The following is a 20,880-nucleotide window of genomic DNA, read 5'->3' as shown; positions in this document are numbered from 1 at the left end:
CCGGATTCTCGCCATGTTCGTCAGCCGCGCTCACTTTTCCCCTTCGGAACGTTGATCTCCCATTCGGTGCCCTCCCCCGGCCCGGTTTGCAGGACTGCAGTGCCGCCGAGCACCTGCACTCGGCCGAGAATGGACTTCGATACTCCCATGCGGCCTTCGGCTTCGGCCTGCGCCAAGCGACCCTCGGGGATTCCGACGCCGTCGTCGCGGATGCTGACGATCACCTCGTCCGGCAAATCTTCGAGCAATACGTATGCCTTCGCCGCGGGCCCGGCGTGCAGCCCGACATTGGACAGAGCATTGTCGACGATGGCTGCCAGTTCGATGGCTCGATCACGCTCGATCACGACGGGGTGCGCGGGCGTCGACACCGACACTGACGTGCTTGCCTGCGTGGTCAGCAGCGGACACAGATCCACTGTCTGTCCGCCGACGTCTGCCGCGGCGCCCGAAACCTGCTCGGAGATCAGCATTCTCAAGGCGACCTCCTGCTCACCGGCCAGAGCAGCCAGTTCAGCTGCCTCGCCGCCGAGTGCCGCACCTCGCCTGCGCACCATCGCCAGCACCTGCAGAACGCCGTCGTGTACTTCGCGTGCCAAACGCTCGCGCTCTTCGGTGGCCGCCGCCAGACGGACGGCTTGCTCGAGTTGTCGATGCGAGCGCCGAGCGGTGGTGGTGGCCAAGCCCAACGCCAGGCCGACCGATACGAGCACGGGAGCCGTCGCATCGCGCCAGAGGTCCAGGTTGACCTGGTCGCGGATGATCGCGCTGGCCGCCGAGATGACAACTCCGGACGCCATACCGAGCCACGGCCCGCCGAGAATTGCCGCGGAGATGACCGCGTTGGTGGCCCACAGCGTGGTGGGCAGCGTCTGGTGATTCTGATACCACTCGTGGTCGGAGACCAGCCTCGTCGACGCCATCAGCAAGATGACGACCACCTGATCGGCGATCACCACCTGATACCGCGGCAGCTTCTTCCCGAACAAAGCACCGGATGTCCCGAGCAACAGTGCCGACACCCCGGTCCACACGGCCATCAGAGCGACGAAGAACCAGCTGAGCCGAGAGTTGGTGTAGTCGGAGGCCGAGGCGAACTGGTAGCTGATCGCGTACACCAGCGTGACGAGCCGAAATGCCTGCGCCGCCCGCCACAGCGGGGCATCAGGGTCGGTGTCGACGCCCGACGCCTCGCGAACGGTCGGCTGATAGTGCAGCCGACGACGGCGGGTGGGCTCAGTCATCGGGAGGAGTGGGGTTCACGATGCGAGGCTCGGCGCGCGGCTCGTCGGGTTCGGCGGGGAACAGTGGGGTTTCCGGATCTTCGACGTGCAGTTCGGCGTACGCGATGTCCGGGTCGTCGGCGAGGAGGGAACGAATAGCGGTATTCAGGACCGCGACGATCGGGACAGCCAAGAGCCCGCCGACGATTCCAGCGAGAACGATGCCCGTTGTAATGGCGAGAACGACTGCCAGCGGATGCAGTCGAACAGCGCGACCCAACAACAGCGGTTGCATCACGTGCGCTTCGAGCTGCATGACGCCGATGATGATGCCGAGGACGATCAGCGCCGTCAGGAAACCCTTCGTGACCAGAGCGACAAGCACCGCGAGAAAACCGGTCAGAAATGCACCGACGATCGGAATGAACGCGCCGATGAACACCAACGACGCCAGCGGCAGGGCGAGCGGCACCCCGAGGATCGCCAGGCCGGCACCGATACCGATCGCGTCGGCGGCGGCAACCGCGACCGTGGCGCGCACGTAGCCGATCAGCGACCCGAAACCTGCAGAACCGGCGATCCGTACGCGACGACGCGCGTCGGTGGGAACGATCCGGGTGACGAACTGCCAGATCTGATCGCCGCCGTAGAGGAAGAAGATGAGAGTGAACAGCGTCAGCAATGCCCCGGTGAAGATCTCGCCGATTACTGTCGCCGTGGTCAAGGCGCCGCTGGTCAGGGACTCACGATTGGATTGCACCGACTTGACGACCGAATCACCTGCCTGGCGGATCTGATCCTCGCTGAAGTGCAGCGGACCGCTGGTGAGCCAGTTCTGAATTTGCGTGACGCTGGCCGTGAACTGGTCGGTGAGCTGGGGCAACCCGTCGATGAACTGCTCGACGACAAACGTCATGATTCCCGCGACCAGTCCGATCGAGGCAAGCAGAACGACGATGACGGCTGCCGAGCGGGGAACACCCCACACCTGTAGCCGATCGACAATCGGGATCAGCAGAGCTGATGCCAGCAGAGCCAGCCCCACCGGGATGAGCACGGTTTCGAGGCGGAGTACGACGTACCCGAGAACCAACAGTCCGGCGAAGATCACAATGAGGCGCCACGACCATTCCGCAGCGATGCGCACGCCGGGATGCACCGCCCGAGCGTCGGCGGAGATGGGTTTGTTCATCCTCGATGCTCGCTCCGCACGCCCCCTGTTTGCGTTCACATCGCGAGCCTAACCGGCCCGGCCGACACAGGTGAGCGGACGAATAATCGGACGCGCGTACCAACACTTCGACCTCTGCCAGCTAAATTGAACCCTGTGCGGGCCTCATACAGAGCAATAGCGGTGACCATCCGCAGCCGGTGGCCCCTCTATATGCTCTCCATGCTCGCAGCCAATCTGATCGGCGCGGTACTGGTCTTTGCCTTCGTCCGGTACGGCGTGCCGATCCAGGAGTCCGACGCGATAGTTGCCGACCGGGTCCGCAATTTTGCGATCTTCGGCGTGTACCTGGCATTCGCCGGCGCCGTCAGCCTTACGGCGGCGGCAATGATGTTGAAGTCGGTCATCCGTTGGCGGCTGCGCGGGGGTCCACCCACGAGGTCCGAGCAGATGGCGGCACTGCACGCGCCGCTTCGCCAGGCCATCGTCCACCTGGTGCTGTGGATTCTGGGCGGCATCATCTTCGTGTTCCTGACCATCACCGAGATGCCCGGACTCGCGATCGCCGTGATCGTGACGGTGTGTATGGCCGCGACCACGACCTTCGGGTTCACTTACATGCTCGGTGAGCGCATTTTGCGTCCGGTCGCCGCCCAGGCTTTGAGCGAGGGCGAATTCGATCGGACCATGGCGCCTGGCGTCGGAACCCGGCTGGCGATGACCTGGGGACTCGGCACGCTGATGCCCGTCGCAGGCATCATCTTGCTGTGCTCGACGCAGCTCACGACCGATCTCGAGTTCTCCCCCGACTCGCTCGCGTGGGCGATCCTGCTCATCTCGATCATGGCGATCGTGCAGGCCTTTGCGCTGTCGATGCTGACGGCTACCCAGATCTCCGATCCGATCCGCCAACTGCGACGCGCCATCGAGCGGGTGCAGCGCGGCGCCACCGACGTACGCGTCGAGGTGTTCGACGGCAGTGAGATCGGCCGGCTGCAGGTCGGCTTCAACCGCATGATGAAAGAGTCCGACGAACGTCGTCTGCTGCGTGAGCTGTTCGGTCAGCACGTCGGCGAGGACGTGGCCCGGCGCGCGTTGAAGTTCGGTACCGAGCTGGGCGGCGAAACTCGATTCGTGGCAGTTCTGTTCGTCGACATGGTCGGATCCACCGGTGCCGCGGCCGAGCGCCCGCCGGGTGAAGTGGTCGAACTGCTCAACGAGTTCTTCCGTGTGGTCGTCGACGTCATCGATCGTCACCATGGTTTTGTCAACAAGTTCATGGGTGATGCAGCGCTCGCCATCTTCGGTGCACCACTCGATCGACCCGACGCTCCGACGGCAGCCCTCGCTGCGGCTCGCGAGCTGCGGTTCAAGCTCAACGACATCACCGGCCTCGACGTCGGAATCGGTGTGAGCGCGGGGCTCGCGGTCGCCGGCAACATCGGTGCTGCCGAACGTTTCGAGTACACCGTGATCGGTGATCCGGTCAACGAAGCGTCACGGCTCACCGAGCTCGCGAAACTTCGGCCCAGCCGGGTGCTGGCGTCGACGAGCGCGTTGTACTTCGCCGACGAAGAGGAACAGGCCGAGTGGGAACTCGGCGAGCAAGTCCAACTGCGTGGGCGCCGACGACTGACGCATCTGGCGTGGCCCGAAAAGTATCCAGAGGTCGATCCGGATCAAATTGGTTAGGGTGAGTCGATGGCTCAGCCTGGAAACACCCCACGGCGACTGAGACGACCACGCTCGCCCGTGGCCGAGACCAGTCGGGTCAGAGGGCGCTTCTGGTGGCTGAAGTGGGTGCTCGGGATAGCACTCATCGCCCTCCTGATAGTCGAAGGCGCATATCTCTGGCCCAGGCTCAGTGAGGCCTGGCGGGTCCTGACCGAAATCCATTGGGGTTGGGTGGCCGCGTGCGTCGCGGCCCAACTCATTTCACTCAGCGGTTACGCGTCCGTTCAACAACGTCTGCTCAATGCCGCTGGTGTGGTTGCCGGTCACCTCAAGAACCTCTCGGTCATCTATGCCAGTACGGCAATGGCGCTGACGTTGCCTGCGGGCCAGGTCTTCTCCACTGCGTTCACGTACAAGCAGACTCGAAAGTGGGGCGCTACACCGGTTGTCGCATCCTGGCAGTTGGCGATGTGCGGTGTCATCGCCGCCGCGACTCTGGCACTACTCGGCGCTACCGGCGCGGCGGCGTTCGGCACCAAGGTCAGCCCGGTGACGCTGACGATTTCGCTCGTCGGCATGGCAGCACTGTTTCTGGCGTTGCGATACATAGCCCAGAATCCCGGCAGCATCGAGCGCATCGGGCACCGAGTTCTGGCGCTGTACAACCGTTCTCGCAAGAACCCGACCGGGCGCGGTATGCACCGTTGGTCCGAAATCCTCAAGCAACTGGATTCGGTCGAGCTCAGCCGCACCGACTCGGTCATCGCATTCGGGTGGTCGGCCATCCATCGTGTCGCCGATGTCGCTTGTTTGGGTTTCGCATGCTGGGCGGTGGGCGCGGAACCCTCCTTCGCGGGGCTCCTGATTGCCTTTACCGCCGCCAAAGCAGTCGGCAGCATTCCGCTGCTGCCCGGCGGGCTGGGCTACGTGGACACCGCACTGATCACCGCGCTGACGATCGCCGGTGCCAGTGGAGCGCAGGCAATTGCGGCATGGTTTGTATATCGGATGGTCAGCTTCGTCGGGGTCGCTGTCGCCGGTTGGATCGTCTTCTTGATCACTTTCCGTGCAACCCACCACGAAGACCTCGAGATGGACCTCGAGTTCGAACGCCGCGAACAGCCGGGCGTCTAGCGTCGCAACGCTGCCGCCATGTCGTCGAGGTGTGCCCGGCTGATCCGTACGGCTGCCTCCGCGTCGCCGGCTTCGATGGCGTCCACCAACATTCGATGCTCGTCCGCATCGGGCTGGCTGTGGGGATGCAGGTCCAGAACCGCGATCAACTCGATCAACGCAGCCCGCAGACGCGGTACAAAGGTCTCGAAGAGTTCCGACAGCACGGGATTGTGTGCCGCGTCCACCACTGCTCGGTGGACGGCGATGTCGGCGTCGACGAACGCTGCGTCGCCAGAGTGCGCTGCGGCAGTTCTACCGTCGAGCGCTTGCCGCAGAGCCGCGACGTCAACGGCATCGCGCCGCTGCGCTGCGAGGCGAGCTGCTTCGATCTCGACCGCGTTGCGCACCTCGACGACGTGAAGGATCGCCTCGGCTTCGAGCACTCGGGGCCACTGATCCGGAGGCGTCGTACTCCGTAGGAAGACCCCGGCGCCCTGCCGCGATTCGAGCATGCCGAGGCCCGCGAGAGTCCGCACTGCTTCCCTGATAGTGGACCGCCCGATACCCAACTGCGCAGCAAGAGTGGTTTCACCTGGAAGTTTGGCGCCGACTTCCCATTCACCGCTCACGATCCGCGCGCGTAGCAACTCCGCGGCCTGGTCGGTGAGCAGCCGACGCTCGACGATCGGGGACACGTGAACTCCTCAGGTTGTCTGATAAGTGATTTCGTTCTAGTGTAGCCCGCATGGCTACAGGAGCACTCCTTCTCGACTGCCGCGGCGGGGCCTGAAAGACCGGCACCCCTCCGCGGGGTTTCGCCATGCCGGTCTCTCGACTCGACCGCAGGAGAAACCGAAGATGAGTACTACCCGAGCCAACCGCTGGAACAACCAGAAGCCGTCACCCATGCCGTCCGAGCGCTATCGCGCCGCGTGGGATCGCGTCGACATTCCGACTTTCGAGCGGACGTGGCCGTCCAATCGCACCACCGCGGCGCCCCTGTGGGTGCCCGTCGATCTGCGTGACGGCAACCAAGCCCTCGCAGAACCGATGGACCCCGAACGCAAGCGTCGAATGTTCGAACTGATGGTGGCAATCGGCTACAAGGAAATCGAGGCCGGCTACCCCTCCGCGAGTCAGACCGATTTCGATTTCGTTCGCAACCTGGTGCGCTTCGATCTCGTTCCCGACGACGTCACCATCGTCGTATTCACTGCCGCGCGTACGGATTTGATCGAACGGACATATCAATCGATCGAGGGGCTGCCTGACGCGGTCGTCCACATGTACACGGCGACTGCGCCGACGTGGAGAAACGTCGTTCTCGGCAAGGAGCGAGAAGAGTTGCACGACATGATTTTCCGCGCCGCGCAAGACGTTGCTCGTGGCGGCGAAGGCCACGACGGCTGGCGATTCGAGTTCTCACCCGAGGTCTTCAACCTCACCGAACCCGACTACATCCTGCAGGTCTGCAACAGTCTCACCGAACTCTGGGACGCCAGCCCCGATCGCCCGGTCATCCACAACCTCCCTGCCACAGTCGAAATCGCCACCCCCAACATCTATGCCGATCAGATCGAATACATGCACCAGAATCTGGCCCGACGCGATTCGGTGATCCTCTCGGTCCACCCGCACAACGACCGCGGCACCGGCGTTGCGTGCGCCGAACTGGCAGTGCTGGCCGGCGCGCAGCGCGTCGAGGGATGCCTGTTCGGCAACGGCGAGCGGACGGGCAACGTCGACCTGGTCACACTGGGGCTGAATCTGCATGCACAGGGCGTCGATCCGGAAATCGACTTCTCCGACATCGACAAGATCCGTCGAACGGTGGAGTACTGCAACAGAATTCCCGTCCACGAACGCCACCCGTACGGCGGCGATCTCGTGTACACGGCATTTTCCGGAACCCACCAGGACGCGATCAAGAAGGGCTTCGCGCATCACTACGAGAGCGCGGAGGCTGCCGGCGTCGATCCGGGATCGGCGCCTTGGGCGGTCCCTTACCTGCCGATCGACCCCGCCGACGTCGGCCGCGACTACCAGGCAGTCATTCGTGTGAACAGCCAGTCGGGCAAGGGCGGAATCGCATATCTGCTGCAGACCGAGTACGGGATCGAACTCCCCCGGCGCCTGCAGATCGACTTCGCCTCGCGGGTGCAGCTCGAAACCGACGACTCGGGCACCGAAATGACCGCCGACCAGCTGTGGAAACTGCTGCTGCGCGAGTATGGGTACAACGGAGGAGTGCGTCGGTACTCACTGGAACACACCGCCGACGGTGATCAGTTGTTCGTTGCCATCGATCGCGACGGGCGCGAGGTCACCGCCGCGGCCAGTGCGTCCGGGCCGGTCGAGGCATTGAGCAAAATCCTGACCGAACAGGGCTCAGCCGTCGAGGTCGTCTCGCTCACCCAGCATTCACTGCCCCGCAACACGAATTCTTCCGGGAGTGCGAATTCGGCAGTCACCATTGCAGAGTGCGTGGTGAACGCCGAAGGGCGCTGGGGCATTGCGGTGCATCAGTCGGTGACAGCGTCGGCGCTTCACGCGGTCTACGCCGCAAGCACAAACACTGTGATGCAGCTCACATGATCTTGCGGAAGGATTTCCTGGGGTCCATAGTTGAAGCTACAAGAACTTGAACATTCAACTACTTATTCAGGAGCTTCCATGACCACCGCAACCTTGCCCGCTTTGACCGCCGGAACCTGGGTCATCGACACCGTCCACTCCACTGTCGGATTCTCGGTTCGCCACCTCATGGTTTCCAAGGTTCGTGGAACGTTCGACGAGTTCTCCGGAACGATCACCGTTGCCGAAGACGGAACCCCCGCCGTCGAGGCCGAGATTTCCGTGGACTCCATCAACACCAAGAACGAGCAGCGCGACGGCCACATCAAGTCCGCTGACTTCTTCGACGTCGAGAAGTTCCCGAAGGCCACCTTCAAGTCCACCGCGGTGCGATCCAAGGGCAGCGACTTCGTCCTCGCCGGCGACTTCACGCTCCACGGCGTCACCCGCGAGGTCGAGCTGAACCTCGAGTTCAACGGCGTCAACCCGGGCATGGGCCAGGGCCCCGTCGCCGGATTCGAGGCCACCACCGTCATCAACCGCAAGGACTTCGACATCTCCATCGAGATGCCCCTCGAAGGCGGCGGAGCAGTTGTCGGCGACAAGATCACGATCACCCTCGAGATCGAAGCCGGCCTCCAGGCCTAACAACACTGTGCGCCTTTATTAACCGCCCGCGGTTAATAAAGGCGCACAGTCGTATGGTGTGAGCGTGAAGAAGTACGCACCATTCCTGCTGATCGACGCCATTCTTGTCATAATCTTCTGCGCGATAGGGCGCCGTACCCACGAAGAAGCCAATGCGCTCGCCGGTCTGGCGAAGACATCCTGGCCCTTCCTGACCGGCCTGGTGATCGGATGGGCTGCCACGTTCGCGCTCTACCGCGACAAGTTCAACGCCGTTCTCCTTGTTCCCACCGGCGTTGTCGTTTGGCTCGGCGCCGTCGTCTTCGGGATGATCCTGCGAGTGTTGAGTGGCCAGGGCACCCAGTTCAGCTTCATCGTCGTCGCGACGCTGGTCCTCGGCGCGTTCCTTCTCGGTTGGCGCGCACTCGCTCCGCTGGTAGTGAGAATCCGCACCAAGTCGTAACCAAACTCCACGGCTCGGAACCACCCGAAATGCCCGAGCACGTAGGACACTTTTCGGATGAGCAACACTACGGAGCCCGTCGAACGTAGCGAGAAGGAAGACCGGGGGTTCTTCGGCCAACCCTTTGCGCTGGCGAACCTGTTCGGCGTCGAGATGTGGGAGAGGTTCTCCTTCTACGGGATGCAAGGCATCCTCATCTATTACCTGTACTACAGCGTCAGCGACGGCGGCCTCGGCATCAGCCAGGCGGCAGCGACCAGCATCGTCGGCGCGTACGGCGGCACCGTCTACCTGTCGACGATTCTCGGGGCGTGGGTGGCCGACCGACTGCTCGGCTCCGAGCGCACGCTCTTCTACAGTGCTTCGCTGGTGATGGCCGGCCACATCGCACTGTCGGTTCTTCCCGGCATGTGGGGTGTCGGCGTCGGCCTCGTCATGGTCGCTTTCGGGAGCGGCGGCTTGAAGGCCAATGCGACCTCTCTGGTCGGAGATCTCTATTCCGAACAGGATGTTCGCCGCGACGCCGGATTCTCCATCTTCTACATGGGCATCAACATCGGCGGTCTTGTCGGTCCGCTGCTCACCGGAGCTGTCCAGGACGCCTGGGGATTCCACGCCGGTTTTGCTCTCGCTGCCGTCGGCATGGCGCTCGGCCTGATCCAGTACACGCTGGGCCGCAAGCATCTTCACGGAATCGGTGCCGAACCAGGCAACCCGTTGCCGGCGGACAAGCGCGCACTCTACATCGGGATCGGCATTGCCGCGATCGTCGTCGTCGCGGTCGCCTCCGTCACCGGTTTGATCACGGCGGACAACATGTCCGACGTCGTTGTCGGACTCACGATCGTCGCGTCGGTCGGTTACTTCCTCCTCATGCTCACCAGCAAGAAGGTCACCAAGGTCGAACGCAGTCGAGTCTTTGCGTTCATCCCGATGTTCATCGCGAGCGCGGCCTTCTGGTCGCTGTTTCAGCAGCAGTTCACCACCGTGCCGGTGATCTCAGACAAGCTCCTGGACCGCAATCTCTTCGGTTGGGACTTCCCGCCGACGTGGGTACAGTCGATCAATCCGGTGTTCATCATCATCTTTGCCGGTGTGTTCGCAGCGATGTGGACCAAACTCGGTGACCGTCAGCCGTCGTCGCCGATCAAGTTCGCGCTCGGTACCGGCACGATGGGTCTGGCGTTCCTGGCGTTCATCCCGATCACCGGGGGCGGACCGAACAGTGCGCCGCTCCTCGGCCTTGCCGGTGTGCTTCTGCTCTTCACCTTCGCGGAACTCTTCCTGTCCCCCGTCGGCCTTTCCCTTGCAACCAAACTCGCGCCCGAGCATTTCCACACTCAGATGGTGGCGTTGTTCTTCTTGTCCGTTGCATTGGGTTCTTCGATGGCGGGAACCTTGGCCGGTTACTTCGACATCGACGACAGTCGCCCGTTCTTCCTGATCATCGGTTTCTCGTCGATCGGAATCGGAGTGATTCTTGCTCTTGCCTCGCCGTGGATCAAGAAGCTGATGCAGGGCGTGAAGTAGACGGGCTCACTTCACCCACAACCACAGAGCCAACACGAATCCCGCTATCGCTACTGCCACACGCAGTACCGATGGCGGGATTTTCTTGACGACGGGCGGGCCACACCAACCTCCGGCCAACGCGCCGAGCGCCATCGCCAACGCGGCCACCCAATGCACCTGTCCGGAGAATGCGAAGATGAGTGCAGCCACAAGATTGGCGATGCCGAGAAAGAAACTCTTCAGGATCGTTGCACGCCACACCGTTTCGGAAGTGAGGATGAGCGTCGCAGCCAGGAAGATGACTCCGGCACCGGCACCGAAATAGCCGCCGTAAACCGCGACGGCAAACAGTGCTGCCGAGTAGATTCCGGGGCGGTCACCGCCGCCGGACAACTCACGAATCTTCGGTTGCAGCAGCAGCGCGAGCGAGGCGAACACGACCATCGCCGGCACAACGGATTCGAACGAACCTTCCGGTGCCAGCCACAGGATGAGGGCACCGATGATGCCACCGGCCGCCGAATAGAGAGACCAGCGAACAAGTTTCGGACCGGTATCGGCAACTTCACGGGACGAGTTCGCCAACGCTCCGACGCCGACGGCCACCAACGCGACGGTATTGGTCATGTTCGCGCTGACCGGTGAGAGCCCGACGCTCAGCAGCGCCGGATACGAAACGATCGATGCAAGACCGGTGACAAAACCGACTAGACCGCTGAAGAAACCCGCTACGACGAGGAAAAGGAAATCGAGCAGGTTCACGAACCAGGAATCTACTCGCGGTGCCCGGTACTACTTGTCGGCAGGCTTGCCGAGTTCCTGGAAGAGCTTGTCCGTCATCTGCATTGCTCGATCGCCGCCGTCGGCGTCTGCGACGAACACCGCGAACGCGAAGTCTCCGCGTGATCCGTAGAACCAGCGATCGTCACCGCTCGCTGCACCGGCCGCCATCATGTCCGGGTACCCAGCCAGTCCGCCGGCGCCTCGCATGGCGTCACGCAGACGATTGTTGACGTCGCCGGGCAACGCCGTCGGCGTGACGTCGGCGGTAGCCGGTTGTCCGAAGACCATCATCGGCATCGGGGCACTGCCGCGGGCGATCGATGCCGCGAGCATCGCCATTCCGAACGGAGTTACCGTCGGTGTGCTCGCGTCGTTGGACGTCTTGTTGGCCATGACGTTGTTCATCGCCTGGTCCACGCCGGGGCGGTTCGCGGCAAGCACTGCTGTCTGCTGTTCGAGTCCCTGAATGTGGAAGCCGTTGCCGAGTCCGAGTTGCTGCCCGGTGTCGGCCAACTGCTCGGCTGACACGGCGCCGGGGTCGACGCCGTTCTGCATCGACGATGCGAGACGGACCAGATCGAGGGCACCGCCGGCCGGGCGCAACCCGGTGAAGGCGATCGGGCCCTGTTCGATGGCCTGATTGTTCTGTGCGGCAGCCAGAATGGCGCCGTCCGACGGGCGGATCGCGACGATGGCCGCAGGAGTACCTGCACTGACGACAGCTTCGATCGCGGCGAGTTGAGCGTGCGAGTCGAGGGTCGCGGCGACGTCGGGGCCGGGAGGTCCCTGGAAGCCGGCTTGCTTGATCGGGAATCCGTTGGGCTCGACCAGATTGACCGCCCAGCCGGCGGTGGCGTCGCGATTGGCCTGCCACACGGTCCGCAGTGGGTCCAGCAACGGCGAGTTGATGCGACGGTCGGAGGCGATCAGCTTGGGTGTCTTGACCACGACGACACCGGGGATCGCAAAATCGCTTTCCAGGTAGGCGTAGTCGGGATCGCGGAGCAGTACGGCGGTGACGGGCTTGCCGGGGTTTGCGGCGAGGTCGGCCAACATCGACTCCGAAGTGACCAACGGTGCGACAGGTTCGAGCACCGTGGCGAGGCGACGAGTGGTGTCGACGGGGTCCGGCATGGTGGCCGGGTCAAGAGTGATCGCGTTGATGGTCTGCTCGTTCATGAGCAGGGTGCCGGTGCTGTCGACTACCTTCGGCGGCGCTGCGTCCGTGCGGGTGTACGAAACGGTGCGACCGTTGCCGAGGTCGGGGACGAGGACCGACGGGTCCCAGGACACACGCCAGCCGACCGACAGATCACGAACCTCACCCTGCGACTGGTAGCTCCAGTCCTTGCCTTCGCCGAAGTTCCAGGACGCGTCGAGTGTGAAGAGTCCGGAGTCGCTACCCAGATCCATGACCTGAGCGACGTCGAAGTCGGTGGACTTGGCGGCCAGTCCGTCGAACATCTGCTGGATCGACGGCCGCGCCGCGTTGGGGTACGACGTGAGCGCCGCGGCAGCTTCGGCGTCGTGGTTGTTGAGGGCGGTGACGAAGTCCTCCACCACCGAGGCGGCGTCGGATTTCTTCTCCCCACCGATGACACACGACGCGAGCGCCACTGTCAGAACGACAGCAGTTATCGACGCAACGACATATTTTCCACGACGGTTGTGCTGTCCTCCGGGCCCCATGCATGTAACTCTTTACTTCTGTCACACGAGTAACAAGCACGGGATGCCTACGAACGTGTCACGGTTGAGCTACGACGGTGTGATCCAACTGCAACGGAAAACAGGTTTCAGCGCAGAAAAGTGCCCGCTACCTGCACTGCAGGCGAAGAGCTGTCCGCACCCGCGATGAATACCGCAAATGCGAGGTCTCCCTTGATTCCGACAAACCACCCATGTGCCGGGCCACCCTCGGTTTCGGCCGTGCCGGTCTTGCCGAGAAGCCCCGGAATGTCCTGCAACGACGTCGCCGTACCGCCGGTGACGGTCTCGCGCATCATCACCCGCAACTGTTCGGTCACCTCCGCGGGAGCCGGTGCAACGGTCTGATCTGCCACGCCGGGCTGTCCCTTGACCAACATCGGCGCGGGTGTCGTTCCGTTGGCGATCGAGGCCGCCACGAGAGCCATCCCGAAGGGCGTGGCGGTCACCGTGCCCTGTCCGATCGCGGACTCGACGCGTTCGGCGGGGGTGTTCGCGTCAGGGACGTTGCCCGTCACCGTCGTGAGTCCGGGGGTGACGTAGTCGACGCCGAGCCCGAACTGCAGCGCCGCTTTGTGCAGAGCATCGGCGGGCAGACCGACGGCCATCCTCGCCATTGTGGTGTTGCACGACTTCGCGAACGCGGTGTGCAGCGGAACCGATCCGAGGTCGAACTCGTCGTCGTTGGGAATCTGACGGCCCTCGATGTTCTCGGTACCCGGGCACGGCAGAACGGTGTCCGGTGTAGCGACGCCGGCTTGCAGGGCCGCGGACGTCGTCACGGTCTTGAACGTCGAACCCGGTGGGTACAGGCCGGTCAGAGCGATCGGGCCCTGTGCGTCGGCGGGGGCGTTCTGGGCCACCGCCAACACCGCTCCGGTCGACGGCTGCAGCGCAACGATCGCCGCCTGTTGTGTCACCCCGGCGAGCGCATTCTCGGCCGCGAGTTGCATCGGTCGGTCGATCGTTGTCGCGATGTTCGGAGCAACCGGCCCGTCTTGGCCGGCGACGGTGGTGACGGTTCCGTTCTGCTTCACCTGCTGTACCGCCCAGCCCGCGGACTTGTCCTGCCCCTCCTGCCACAGATCGGACAACCCACTGAAAGTCGGCGACGCCAGAGTTTTGTCCACCGAGAGCAACCGAGCCTGCGGCGCCAAGCTCACTCCGGGAATCGCCGCCAACCTCTCCTCGATCGGTGCAAGATCCTCGGCCCGCAAAGTGATTGCGGTGACCGGCTTCCCACTTGCCGACGCAAGATCGCCGCTCAGCGATGCCGCCGTGATCGTCGGCGCGACGGGCGAGAGAAGGGCCGCCACGGCTGCCGTGTCCACCGGGGGCACCGCGGCAGAATCGAGATTGACCAACGTCACCACCTGCTGCTCCATGATCGGCTGGCCCGCCGCGTCCAGCACCGACGGCGGAGCACCGGTGGTGGGTGTGTAGCGCAGGGTCGTCGAGGAGGTCAGGTCCGGAGCCAACAGCGCCGGGTCCCACTGAATCAGCCAGTTGTCCCCGCTTTTCGACGCGTTTCCCTGCGTCGAGTAGTTCCAGTCCTGACCTTCGCCGAACTTCCACGCCGCGTCGAGTGTGAATGTTCCCGCGGAATCTCCGGACTCGGTGGCGTCGGAGACGGTGAATGTTCCCTCGTCCTTGCCCAGTCCGTCGATCAGGGCCGAAATCGCAGTCGACGCCGCCGCCGGATCGGTGGTCAGGGCTGCCGCCGCTTGCACGTCATCGGACGTGAGCGCGGACGCGAACTCCTCTGCCACTGATTTCGGCTGGTCAGGGCCAGAACTGCAGGCAACTACCGATCCTGCGGCCAATACCCCCAGAGCCACGGCAGCCACGGGACGACGGAAAGTTCGGAAGCTCTGACGAGCGTGTGAAAGGCGCACGACTCCGATCATGCCCGAATTTGTGGCGCCAGTTCGACTATCGGTGTAATCATGTAATCAGTGCAATAAACGCACGCCACACTCCACCAGCTCTCCGAGGAGAACGCCATGAAGAACTCACAAAACTCCGGCGACCGCAGGTTCGGCCGTCCCGGAGGTTGGCAACAGGCGTCGGTTCCCGACGCGAGTGATGCGTCCGACTGGTTTGCCGGTCGACTTCCAGATGACTGGTTCACCGGAACGGCCGACGTCCAGGTCGACCGCGAAGAAATCGTCGTGATCGGTGAACTCCCGGCAGTCGACGGTGGCGAGGCCGCCGCGGACGGAAGGATCTCACGCTTTCGCGAAACCACGCGCGCCGACCGGATGCGCATCGCCGACGAGGCCGAGGCTCGCTACGGGCGCAAGGTCGCCTGGGGTGTACGTCTGGACGAAAAGACCGTCCTGTTCACACATCTCGCAGTTCCGGTGATGACACGACTACGTCAGCCCGAACGCAAGGTTCTCGACACTCTGGTGGACGCGGGTGTTGCTCGCTCCCGAGCGGACGCTCTCATGTGGACAGTCCGGTTGGCGGGCAAGCACAGCGAACAATGGCTCACCGAACTCCGCGAAGCGATGTCGAAGGTCGACGATCTTCGGTCCGAAGGCCCGAAAATCTGACGGCCCGAAAATCTGAAGGCCCGAAAATCTGAGCACCGAACACCGACGAGACCGACAGCACAGAATAATTCGATTGCACGGGACCGTTCGAGTGTTCTAACCTGGAACACGAATCATTCCCGACAGAACAGGAAACGGGCCGTTGCTCCTCTAGAGGTTCATCACGCGAAGGCACTCGCACCCATCAGCACTTGCTGAGCCGGGCGCACAGTCCAAGCACCCTCTGGAGTACTCATGACCCAATCCCATCTTTCTCTGTCGCTCTCGGATCTCACCTTCATCTGGCCGGACGGCGAATCAGTCTTTTCCCACACCAATTTTGTATTCCCCAGTGGCCGTGTCGGTCTCGTGGGACTCAACGGATCGGGAAAGTCGACTCTGCTGCGATTGATCGCAGGAGAGCTCTCACCGGAATCCGGATCCGTGACCGCTTCCGGCGAGGTCGGCTACCTCCGTCAGGACATCACACTCGATCCGAGCGTTCGGGTGGATGACATCCTCGGTATCCACGAACTCCGAAACGCATTGCACCGCATCGAAACCGGCGACGGCTCCGAATCCGACTTTGCGCTCGTGGACAACAACTGGGATATCGAGGAGAGCGCTCTCTCCACCTTGCATCGACTCGGCCTCGAGAAGGTGGCTCCGGATACCGCAGCATTGAGCCGAACTGTCGGCACCCTCTCCGGCGGAGAGACCGTCTTACTCGGCCTGACCGCAACGCTGCTGAAGAATCCACAGGTACTGCTCCTGGACGAGCCGACCAACAACCTGGACCGCGACGCTCGATCACGAGTTCATGCTGCAGTCCAACAGTTTCCGGGAACCGTACTGATCGTCAGCCACGACCGGGAACTGCTCGACACCGCGGAGTACACGATCGAACTACGTCGGGGGGATCTACGCGTGTTCGGCGGCAACTACTCGCACTACCAGGAGGTCGTGACCGCTGAGCAGGAAAACGCACTCGCCACCGTTCGCGACGCCAAGGCCGATCTGGCAAAGCAGAGCCGCGAGCTGATCGACGCTCGAACGAAACTGGACCGGCGTAAGCGCGATGGGCAGAAGATGTTCGAGAACAAGCGGATGCCGCCGATCATCGCGCAGACACGAAAACGTCAGGCCCAAGTTTCGGCGGGAAAGCTGGCCCTCAACCATATCGGGAAGGTGGACGAGGCCAAGTCTGTCCTGTCGGAGGCAGAGGAACTCCTTCGAGACGATCGCGAGATTCGTCTGGATCTGCCTGCTACAGAGGTTCATCCGGGGCAGCAGGTTGCGCGGCTCGACGAGGTGACGTTGCAGAGCGGCCAAGTGGTATCGCTCCAGATCACCGGGCCGGAGCGGATTGCGATAGTGGGACGCAACGGAATCGGCAAGACGACGTTGCTCGATGCACTCGCCGCGTCGACTCCGTTCGTAGCCTCTCGTGCGCTCCCCCAACGTCTCGACGTGTTCGACGAGGATCTCTCGGTGGCGGACAACGTCGCGTTGGCCGCGCCACACGCGACAGCCGAGGAAATTCGCGGGCAGTTGGCACGGTTCCTTTTCCGGGGAACGGATTCCGACGTATCGGCATCCGCGCTCTCCGGCGGTGAACGATTGCGTGCGGCGTTAGCCACGATCCTGCTGGCCGAGCCCGCGCCCCAGCTGCTTCTTCTCGACGAGCCGACCAACAACCTGGACCTACCGAGTCTCGCCCACCTCACGCAGGCACTTTCCGATTTTCGCGGCGCCATGGTGGTGGTGAGTCACGATCTGCCGTTCCTTCGCGGCATCGGCATAACGCGATGGATCAGCATGGACGAGACTGGTATTCGAGACATCGATCCCGAGTAGGCCGACGGTTGACGCTGTCGGTGCTCGACGGTCTGGCCTACCGTGGGGCGATGTGCCTTCACCTCGACGCAACCGCCGCGCTGTCGCTCGCAGGTTGGGTTCGCGAAGAACCTACTCGATCGGCCTCTGCCCCAGTTCCGCAACCACTGGTCGGCGGTTGTGACCAACTCGTAGTGTGGGCGAGTTCGTTCTCCGTACTTGCCAGTTCCGACGACCAGGTGTGGTTTCTCTCGGCGGAGAACTATGCCGGTGGCGTTGGCGTCAGCGATGAGGCGTTTCCCTGGAATGCGTTCCGGCACGAGAGCCTGGCGGTCGCTTCCGGGCCGGCGGAGCGCGCGGCGATCAACGCCTTCTGGTCCACTCATCTCCCGGTCCTGATGTCGGTGCGCAATGGGTACGAGTACTTGGCGCTCGCACCCGACGGTCAGGTTGTCCGTGGAGGAGAGCCGGAGTTCGAGGAGGTCACCATCGTCGCCGCTGATTTCGAGGCTCTGATTCGGGGCATAGCCGCAGGCGTCAGCACTGCAGACCCCTCCACCGATGCATTGCTTGGAACAGTGGGTACTGCCCCGCCGGGCAGTGACCGGTAGCTCTGAGGGAGGCCGAGTTGACGGCCCGACTGTTCGTGAGAGTCCACGCCATCCGTCGAATGGGTCCGGACGACTACTCGAGTTCACGTGCGTAGCAACTGGCACCCATACTGGACGGGTGTTGCACGACGTGAGAAATCCGGTGGACGGTGCGCGGATCACCTATCAGATCGTGGGCGATGGCCCACCCCTGTTGATGGTGCACGGCACAGCGTTGTCGCGCTCCATCTGGCGTGGCTTCGGGTACGTCAAGGCACTTCAGGAGCAATATCGTCTGATCCTCGTCGACATGCGGGGTCACGGACGCAGTGACAAACCACACGACTCCGATTCGTATGCAATGGATCTGGTGGTCGGCGATCTCCTGGAGATCCTCGACACGGAGTCTCCGTTCGAACCGGCACACGTCCTCGGATACTCGTTCGGCGGACGCTCGGTGATGTCGCTGACAGTCGAGCACTCCGAACGGGTGCGATCGCTGACCGTCGGGGGCGGTAGCAGCCGACCGATGACGGGCGCGTTCGACGCATTGTTCTTCCCGGGTTGCATCGACGTACTCGAAAGCGGCGGTATCGAGGGATTTCTGACCGGTTGGGGCGTGAGGCGCGGCAAACCGGTGGATCCTCAGACTGCGACTGCCTTCCGAATCAATGATGCCCTCGCGCTCGCTGCCTACATGCGCCGCGCAGAGAAGGAGCACGGCATCGACGACGCCGTGCTGCAACGGATCACCACACCGGCGTTGTTGTTCGTCGGATCGAGAGATCGCGAGCGCCTGCCGGATACCGAGCATCTCGCGTCGCTGATCCCGGACAGTGCCTTGACTGTGATCGAAGGGGCTGACCACGCAAGCGCAGTCGCAGACTCCGATGCTGTACTGCGTGCGCTCATTCCGTTCCTGAGCCGACAGTAGTCCGCCTTCAACCTCTCGCTACTGCGATGTGAGCACTCTCGACTCCAACGCGGTCACCGGTGGTTGCCGCAAGTCCAAGCGCCTCAACAACTGGGCATTCGCGGCAACGACCACAGTGGATACCGACATCAGGATTGCTCCGACCTCCATCGGCAGCACGAACCCGACGGGCGCCAGCACTCCCGCAGCGAGGGGAACCGAGATCGCGTTGTATCCCGCTGCCCACCAAAGGTTCTGAACCATCTTCCGGTAGGTGGCGCGGGACAGCTCGATGACCGAGCTCACCGAACGCGGATCATCGCTGGCCAGAACAACTCCCGCCGACGCGATCGCCACGTCGGTTCCGGCACCGATCGCGATGCCCACATCCGCCTGGGCGAGTGCCGGCGCATCGTTGACCCCGTCACCGACCATCGCCACGCGGTGGCCCGCAGCCTGAAGCCGAGATACCTGCGCTCCCTTGTCCTGCGGAAGCACTTCGGCGAAAACTTCGTCGATCCCGAGCCTGCGAGCCACCGAATGGGCCACGGCCTCCGCGTCTCCGGTGACCATGGCCACCCGCACACCGCGAGCATGGAGGGCGTCGACGGCCAATGCTGATTCCGGGCGAATCTCGTCGGCCAATGCCAATGCGCCGATTACCTTCTCGTCACGCACTACATGCAGGACGGTCGACCCGTCACTGAGCCACTCTTCGGTCCCCGGGATCGCGGTGGCCCCGACCGATCGCAGCATCCCCGGTCCGCCGACACCGACGCGTGCACCGGCGACGTCCGCAGCAACCCCGATCCCGTTGTGCGCCTGAAAGTCGGAACCCGCAGTGAATTCGAGCGACAACTCCCGCGCCGCCGCGACGACGGCGCGCCCGAGTGGATGTTCGCTGTCGAACTCGACGGCAGCCGCTGCGCTGAGAACGTCGTCATCGGAATACCCGTCGACACCGCGTACACCGACCACTGCGGGCTCCCCCTTGGTGAGAGTGCCGGTCTTGTCGAAGAGAACGGTGTCTAGGTTACGCATCGCCTCGAGGGCCATGCGGTCGGTGATCAAGATCCCAGCCCGAGCCGCCCGTTCCGTCGCGATCGAGACGACCAGTGGAATCGCCAACCCGAGCGCGTGCGGGCAGGCGATCACCAGAACGGTGATCGTCCGGGTGACTGCGCTCTCCGGGGTGCCCCAGATACTCCAGGCGATCGCGGTCAGCACTGCCGCGCCGAGTGCGTACCAGAACAGCAGAGCAGCGGCCTTGTCCGCCAACACCTGCGCGCGACTCGACGAGTTCTGGGCTTGCTCGACCAGGCGCCGGATACCGGCGAGCGCGGTGTCTTCTCCCACGGCGGTGACTCGAAGCCGAAGTGCCGAGTCGGTGGCTACCGTGCCGGCCACCACCTGATCTCCGACAGTCCGGCGGACGGTCTTCGACTCGCCCGTAATCATGGATTCGTCCATGTCGGCGCTTCCCTCGACCACCGTTCCGTCCGAGGGAACACGGGCGCCGGGACGAACTATCACCAGGTCGCCGGTCGCCAGAGCTGCGGTGGGCACGGTTTCCACCGATTCCCCCACCACCCGTTCTGCCTCGTCGGGCAGCAAAGCGGCAAGTGAATCCAAGGCGCTCGATGTCTGACTGAGCGAACGCATCTCGATCCAGTGGCCCAACAACATGATCACGATCAGAAGCGCGAGCTCCCACCAGAAATCGAGAGTGTGATCCACCCAGTGCAGACTCGCAGCCCATGACGCGAAGAAGGCCACGGTGATCGCGAGCGCGATCAACAGCATCATTCCCGGCTGCCGAGAACGGATTTCGGCAACAGCGCCGGTGAGGAACGGCTTGCCACCCCAGAAGTACATCACCGTGCCGAGTACCGGTGAGATCCATTCCACCAGAGAGTTTTCCGGCAGTGTGTACCCGACCAGATAAGCGAACATCGCGTCTGCCGCAACGACCGGAACCGCGATGACCAGCATGACTGCAAACAACGTCCGGAACTGTGCGACGTGATCCCCGTGACCACCGTGTGCCCCATGCTCCATCTGGCCATGGCTCATCTCGCTATGGTCCATCTGGCCATGGTCCATCTGGCCATGGTCCATCTGACTGTGATCCATGTGGCGGTCATCCCCTCGCGT

Annotated in this window: 17 protein-coding genes; 10 read left to right on the top strand and 7 right to left on the bottom strand. The window is 63.3% G+C overall.

Annotated features, from left to right (window positions below; all coding sequences use genetic code 11):
• Positions 1-20 precede the first annotated feature (20 nt).
• Positions 21-1,244, bottom strand: coding sequence for a MacS family sensor histidine kinase (gene macS, locus ACBG85_RS05315; RefSeq protein ID WP_007734482.1), 1,224 nt, complete (start codon positions 1,242-1,244; stop codon positions 21-23).
• Complete coding sequence (locus tag ACBG85_RS05310; RefSeq protein ID WP_007734480.1) at positions 1,237-2,415, bottom strand: AI-2E family transporter; 1,179 nt, start codon at positions 2,413-2,415, stop codon at positions 1,237-1,239. The genes macS and ACBG85_RS05310 overlap by 8 nt, the downstream gene beginning before the upstream one ends.
• A gap of 192 nt (positions 2,416-2,607) precedes the next feature.
• On the opposite strand from ACBG85_RS05310, the gene ACBG85_RS05305 reads away from it, so the two are divergent.
• The gene (locus tag ACBG85_RS05305; RefSeq protein WP_003945952.1) at positions 2,608-4,086 is read left to right on the top strand and encodes an adenylate/guanylate cyclase domain-containing protein; all 1,479 of its coding nucleotides are present in this window, start codon (positions 2,608-2,610) and stop codon (positions 4,084-4,086) included.
• A 9-nt stretch (positions 4,087-4,095) separates the two neighbouring features.
• Positions 4,096-5,202, top strand: coding sequence for a TIGR00374 family protein (locus ACBG85_RS05300; protein WP_064688534.1), 1,107 nt, complete (start codon positions 4,096-4,098; stop codon positions 5,200-5,202).
• Here ACBG85_RS05300 and ACBG85_RS05295 read toward each other — a convergent pair.
• Positions 5,199-5,879: a FadR/GntR family transcriptional regulator gene (locus ACBG85_RS05295; protein WP_007734477.1), complete on the bottom strand. Its 681-nt coding sequence runs from the start codon at positions 5,877-5,879 to the stop codon at positions 5,199-5,201. The genes ACBG85_RS05300 and ACBG85_RS05295 overlap by 4 nt on opposite strands.
• A 163-nt stretch (positions 5,880-6,042) precedes the next feature.
• On the opposite strand from ACBG85_RS05295, the gene ACBG85_RS05290 reads away from it, so the two are divergent.
• The 4 genes from ACBG85_RS05290 to ACBG85_RS05275 all read left to right on the top strand — a co-directional run bounded on the left by ACBG85_RS05290 (position 6,043) and on the right by ACBG85_RS05275 (position 10,378).
• On the top strand, positions 6,043-7,779 hold the full coding sequence (locus ACBG85_RS05290; protein WP_064688535.1) for a 2-isopropylmalate synthase: 1,737 nt from the start codon (positions 6,043-6,045) through the stop codon (positions 7,777-7,779).
• A 78-nt stretch (positions 7,780-7,857) separates the two neighbouring features.
• Positions 7,858-8,406: a YceI family protein gene (locus ACBG85_RS05285; protein ID WP_003945643.1), complete on the top strand. Its 549-nt coding sequence runs from the start codon at positions 7,858-7,860 to the stop codon at positions 8,404-8,406.
• 64 nt (positions 8,407-8,470) lie between these two features.
• Positions 8,471-8,848, top strand: a complete 378-nt coding sequence (locus ACBG85_RS05280) for a DUF3054 domain-containing protein (protein WP_042453523.1) — start codon at positions 8,471-8,473, stop codon at positions 8,846-8,848.
• Between the two features lie 57 nt (positions 8,849-8,905).
• The gene (locus tag ACBG85_RS05275; protein ID WP_003945468.1) at positions 8,906-10,378 is read left to right on the top strand and encodes a peptide MFS transporter; all 1,473 of its coding nucleotides are present in this window, start codon (positions 8,906-8,908) and stop codon (positions 10,376-10,378) included.
• Positions 10,379-10,384: 6 nt separating this feature from the next.
• Here the strand turns inward: ACBG85_RS05275 and ACBG85_RS05270 are convergent, their stop codons facing one another.
• From ACBG85_RS05270 to ACBG85_RS05260, 3 genes are all read right to left on the bottom strand, one after another.
• On the bottom strand, positions 10,385-11,122 hold the full coding sequence (locus tag ACBG85_RS05270; protein ID WP_003945554.1) for a sulfite exporter TauE/SafE family protein: 738 nt from the start codon (positions 11,120-11,122) through the stop codon (positions 10,385-10,387).
• A gap of 30 nt (positions 11,123-11,152) precedes the next feature.
• Positions 11,153-12,832 carry an NTF2-like N-terminal transpeptidase domain-containing protein gene (locus tag ACBG85_RS05265; RefSeq protein ID WP_165638636.1) on the bottom strand — a complete coding sequence of 560 codons (1,680 nt, stop codon included), beginning with the start codon at positions 12,830-12,832 and terminating at the stop codon, positions 11,153-11,155.
• 107 nt (positions 12,833-12,939) lie between these two features.
• Positions 12,940-14,757, bottom strand: a complete 1,818-nt coding sequence (locus tag ACBG85_RS05260; RefSeq protein ID WP_192711986.1) for a penicillin-binding transpeptidase domain-containing protein — start codon at positions 14,755-14,757, stop codon at positions 12,940-12,942.
• A gap of 96 nt (positions 14,758-14,853) precedes the next feature.
• Here ACBG85_RS05260 and ACBG85_RS05255 point away from each other — a divergent pair, with 96 nt between their 5' ends.
• The 4 genes from ACBG85_RS05255 (at position 14,854) to ACBG85_RS05240 (ending at position 18,747) form a co-directional block, all read left to right on the top strand.
• Entirely contained in the window at positions 14,854-15,408 is a 555-nt protein-coding gene (locus tag ACBG85_RS05255; protein ID WP_003945732.1) for a hypothetical protein, read from the top strand.
• Positions 15,409-15,642: 234 nt separating this feature from the next.
• Positions 15,643-17,244, top strand: a complete 1,602-nt coding sequence (locus tag ACBG85_RS05250) for an ABC-F family ATP-binding cassette domain-containing protein (protein ID WP_209448365.1) — start codon at positions 15,643-15,645, stop codon at positions 17,242-17,244.
• An 8-nt stretch (positions 17,245-17,252) separates the two neighbouring features.
• The gene (locus tag ACBG85_RS05245; RefSeq protein WP_232329987.1) at positions 17,253-17,834 is read left to right on the top strand and encodes a hypothetical protein; all 582 of its coding nucleotides are present in this window, start codon (positions 17,253-17,255) and stop codon (positions 17,832-17,834) included.
• A gap of 142 nt (positions 17,835-17,976) precedes the next feature.
• The gene (locus ACBG85_RS05240; protein WP_003945805.1) at positions 17,977-18,747 is read left to right on the top strand and encodes an alpha/beta fold hydrolase; all 771 of its coding nucleotides are present in this window, start codon (positions 17,977-17,979) and stop codon (positions 18,745-18,747) included.
• An 18-nt stretch (positions 18,748-18,765) separates the two neighbouring features.
• On the opposite strand, the gene ACBG85_RS05235 is transcribed toward ACBG85_RS05240, so the two are convergent.
• Positions 18,766-20,859 (bottom strand): heavy metal translocating P-type ATPase, encoded by a 2,094-nt coding sequence (locus tag ACBG85_RS05235; RefSeq protein WP_372026465.1) that lies wholly within the window; start codon positions 20,857-20,859, stop codon positions 18,766-18,768.
• Positions 20,860-20,880: the final 21 nt, after the last annotated feature.

The sequence above is a fragment of the Rhodococcus sp. NyZ502 genome, from assembly GCF_041464245.1.
Taxonomy (GTDB): domain Bacteria; phylum Actinomycetota; class Actinomycetes; order Mycobacteriales; family Mycobacteriaceae; genus Rhodococcus_F; species Rhodococcus_F qingshengii.
This window is presented reverse-complemented; position numbering and strand designations above follow the sequence as displayed.